The organism is Ferrovibrio sp. (assembly GCF_017994015.1).
In the GTDB taxonomy this organism is placed as follows: domain Bacteria; phylum Pseudomonadota; class Alphaproteobacteria; order Ferrovibrionales; family Ferrovibrionaceae; genus Ferrovibrio.
The window spans coordinates 1-3,138 of the sequence record NZ_JAGOLP010000118.1; the positions used below are offsets into that span (position 1 = coordinate 1).

Annotated in this window: 4 protein-coding genes; all 4 read left to right on the forward strand. The window is 62.7% G+C overall.

What is annotated here, in order from left to right:
* The coding region (locus KBB36_RS20870; RefSeq protein WP_290985828.1) for a cysteine synthase A at positions 1 to 811 on the forward strand (811 nt) is incomplete at its 5' end.
* A gap of 23 nt (positions 812 to 834) precedes the next feature.
* Entirely contained in the window at positions 835 to 1,557 is a 723-nt protein-coding gene (locus tag KBB36_RS20875; protein WP_290985830.1) for an alanyl-tRNA editing protein, read from the forward strand.
* Between the two features lie 22 nt (positions 1,558 to 1,579).
* A complete protein-coding gene (gene sseA, locus KBB36_RS20880; protein ID WP_290985833.1) occupies positions 1,580 to 2,434 on the forward strand; it encodes a 3-mercaptopyruvate sulfurtransferase in 855 nt (284 codons plus the stop codon).
* A gap of 19 nt (positions 2,435 to 2,453) precedes the next feature.
* Positions 2,454 to 3,047, forward strand: coding sequence for a GNAT family N-acetyltransferase (locus KBB36_RS20885; protein ID WP_290985836.1), 594 nt, complete (start codon positions 2,454 to 2,456; stop codon positions 3,045 to 3,047).
* Positions 3,048 to 3,138: the final 91 nt, after the last annotated feature.

Below are 3,138 nucleotides of genomic sequence, written 5' to 3' on the forward strand. Positions count from 1 at the left end.
CGGTACCATCGTGGAAGGCACCGCTGGCAATACCGGCATCGGCCTGGCCCTGGTGGGCAATGCGCTGGGCTACCGCACCGTGATCGTGATGCCGGATACCCAGAGCCAGGAAAAGAAGGATTTTCTGCGCCTGTGTGGTGCTGATCTGCGCCTGGTGCCGGCCGTGCCGTATAAAGACCCGAACAATTACGTGAAATATTCCGGCCGTCTGGCCGAGGAACTGGCCGCCAGCGAACCGAATGGCGCAATCTGGGCCAATCAGTTCGATAATGTTGCCAACCGCGAAGCGCATTATCACACAACCGGGCCGGAAATCTGGCAGCAGACCGATGGCAAGGTGGATGGCTTCACCTGCGCGGTTGGCTCTGGCGGCACCTTTGCCGGCATCCTGCTGGCGCTGAAACAGCGCAATCCAAAAATCCGCGTGGCGCTGGCCGACCCGATGGGTGCCGCGCTCTACAATTTTTACAAGCATGGTGAATTGAAGGCCGAGGGCAGCTCGATCACCGAGGGCATCGGCCAGGGCCGCATCACGGCCAATCTGGAAGGCATCACCCCCGACGACGCCTTCCAAATCCCCGATGACGAAGCCCTGCCGGTGGTGTTCGACCTGCTCCAGCATGAAGGCCTGGTGCTCGGCTCTTCGAGCGGCATTAACGTGGCCGCCGCTATCCGGCTAGCCAAGCAGATGGGGCCAGGGCACACTATTGTCACCATCCTGTGCGATGGCGGTGCGCGCTATGCCAGCAAATTGTTCAACCCGGACTTCCTGCGCAGCAAGAACCTGCCGATCCCGCCCTGGATGAGCTGAAGCCGCCGAGGACACCGCGCACCATGACCAGTTTCCTGTTCCGTGACGATGCCTATCTGACCGAATGCCCTGCCACGGTTACGGCTGTGGATGAGCGCGGCTTTCAGACCGATGCCACCGTGTTCTACCCGCTGGGTGGCGGCCAGCCCGGTGATATCGGCCAGTTTGTTCTGGAAAACGGCGAAACCGTTGACGTGACCGATACCGTGAAGGGTGACGGCCCGGATGGCATCATCCACAAGGCCGGCGCCGGCAGCGCGGCGCTTAAAGTGGGCGCCAGCGGCATCCTGAAACTGGATTGGGCGCGGCGCCACCGGCTGATGCGCATGCATACCTGCCTGCATCTGCTGTCAGTGCTGGTGCCCTTCCCGGTCACCGGCGGCCAGGTGAGCGACGGTAAGGGCCGGCTGGATTTTGATATGGCCGACCAGATTCCGGACAAGGACACGCTGACGGCCAAGCTGAACGAACTGATCCAGGCTGATCTGGCAGTGACTGCGCGCTGGATCACCGATGAGGAAATGCTAAATAGCCCTGAACTGGTAAAGACCATGGCGGTGAAGCCGCCGATGGGCCTGGGCCGGGTGCGGCTGATCGAAGTGGCCGGCCAGGACAAACCGCTGGACCTGCAAGCCTGCGGCGGTACGCATGTGGCCCGCACCGGCGAGATCGGGCCAGTGCTGGTGCGCAAGGTGGAAAACAAGGGCCGGCAGAACCGGCGTGTCAATCTGGAATTCGCCGCCTGAGGCGGCTTGCTGGGGACAATTCATGAGCTATGCGAATCCCGATGCGCTGGTAAGCACCGAATGGCTGGCCGAGCATCTGCGTGCACCCGACCTGCGCGTTGTTGATGCCTCCTGGTATCTGCCGGCGCTGAAACGCGACCCGAAGCGCGAATATGCCGAACGCCATATCCCGGGCGCGGTCTATTTCGACCTGGACGACATTTCCGACAGCAACGATCCGCTGCCGCATATGCTACCACCGCTGGAGAAATTCGCCTCGCGCATGCGCCGCATGGGCATTGGCGATGGCAACCGCGTAGTGGTTTATGATGGTTCCGACAACCACGTTTCGGCGCCACGCGCCTGGTGGATGTTCCGTGTCTTCGGCCATGCCGATGTGGCGGTGCTGAATGGTGGCCTGAAAAAATGGCTGGCCGAGGGCCGCCCGGTGGAAGACCTGCCGCCGCTGCCGCGCGAACGGCATTACACCGCCCGGCGCAACGACCTGCTGGTGCGCGATGCCGAGCAACTCAAGGCCAACCTGACCAGCAAGCGCGAACAGGTGCTGGATGCGCGTTCGACCGGCCGTTTCAACGGCACCGAAGCCGAGCCGCGCGCCGGGCTGCGCGGCGGCCATATCCCAGGCTCGCTGAGCCTGCCGCATGCCACCTTGACCGATCCGGCAACCGGCCTGATCAAGGATGCCGATGCACTGCGCAAGCTGTTTGTCGATGCCGGCATCGACATGAACCGCCCGGTGGTGACCACCTGCGGCTCCGGTGTCACCGCCTCCGGCCTTGCCCTGGCGCTGCATCTGCTGGGCCATCGCCAGTTTGCGGTCTATGACGGCTCCTGGTCGGAATGGGGCGCCCGCGCCGACCTGCCGGTCGAACGCTGAAGCCTGCCGGGCGCCGCTGATGACCGACAGTATCGCCCGGCCGATTTTCAGCCTGCCCGCCGCCACCAGGCGGGCGGATGGCCGCTTCGACGTGGTGGTGGTTTATCTCGACATGACCACGCCACCGCCGGAAACACCCAATCCGGCACCCCTGCTGAATACCAAGCTGGCGCTGCTCAAGCTGGATCAGCCCAGCGTGAGCTATTACCGCTATCTCTATGGCAGTGTTGGCCGGCCCTGGCATTGGGTGGAGCGGCACCGGCTTTCCGATACTGAACTGGCCGAGATCATCCACGACAAGGAAGTGGAAATCTTTGTGCCTTATGTCGGCGGCGTGCCAGCCGGCTATGTCGAGTTTGACCGCCGCGAAACCGCCGTGAATGAGCCGGGCGGTACCAATATCGCCTATTTTGGCCTGATGCCGGAAAGCATCGGCCGCGGCCTCGGCCGCTGGTTCCTGCGCTGGGCCGTGCAATACGCTTTTTCCAAGGGTATTCCGCGCCTTACGGTGAATACCTGCAATCTCGACCACCCTTCAGCGCTGCCGCTCTACCAGAAGGTCGGCTTCCGGCCCTATCAGAGCCGCCAGGCCGTGTTTGACCCGACAATTTAGGGTCCGGACCCTAAACCAAGGCTTCAGCCGCTGGCCTGTGATAAAGCCAGCGGGGTGTAAATTCCGATTAACCCTTCATTAACCATAAGGT